The organism is Brevundimonas sp. SL161 (assembly GCF_049896985.1).
In the GTDB taxonomy this organism is placed as follows: Bacteria; Pseudomonadota; Alphaproteobacteria; order Caulobacterales; family Caulobacteraceae; genus Brevundimonas.
This window is the reverse complement of the sequence record NZ_JAFCVJ010000089.1, coordinates 1-737: the sequence shown is the minus strand read 5'-3', so window position 1 is coordinate 737 and position 737 is coordinate 1. Positions and strand designations below refer to the sequence as shown.

Genomic DNA, 737 nt, shown 5'->3' with positions numbered 1-737 from the left:
GCTCAAACACAGCCGACGACTGGCTACCCGATACGACAAGACCGCCGACAGCTTCCTCGGCTTCGTCGTCGTCGCATCCATCCGACTGTGGATCAGACACTTTGTCCACACCACCTAGCCCTACATGGGTTCTCTGTTACTGCCGCGCCGAATGTGTTGAAGCGGCATCACGGTCGACAAGGGGTCGGATTGCGACATTGGCATCAGGCCCGAAACCGAACCGCACCGCCATGTCCCGGAAGCGGATCTGCCGAACCGCCGCATGGGGTGGTTAGCCGACATTGCGTCCGTGAGATGCTCGACCTACGATTGTCAGATGAGCACGATTGACAGAGCACCCTCTTGGGCCTTCGCAGTGGCTATCGTGGTTGGGCTTGGACTAATCGCCTACGCCATCGTTTCCGGCTCTTCATGGGCGGTTTTGATCGGACTGGCTGGTCTCGCCTTGGCTGGCAAATCTGCGATTAATCTCGCCCGCCGTTCCGGGGCCACTGACCAGCCTCAATAGTCCGGCGGAAAGGCGATGTCCGCTACGGGTCGGGTTCAGCCTTTAGCCTGAGGCCCGATTGCAGACATTCGATGGACGCGCCGTAAGCGGACATCGTGCAGGTCCGTTCGGGGTGATGGGGTGGACGCCCCCCGACGGCATCGTGTGCCAGAGTGAGGGTGTTGAACAACACTCGAAGGAGGCGTCCGTGGGACAGGTTAGCACAGTTGGTTTGGACCTCGCCAAGAGC

At 60.2% G+C, this 737-nt stretch carries 1 pseudogene; it reads left to right on the top strand.

The window, feature by feature from the left end:
- Nucleotides 1-118, top strand: a pseudogene (locus tag ACP7AU_RS17775) (IS5/IS1182 family transposase); the annotation flags it as partial.
- Nucleotides 119-737 lie beyond the last annotated feature (619 nt).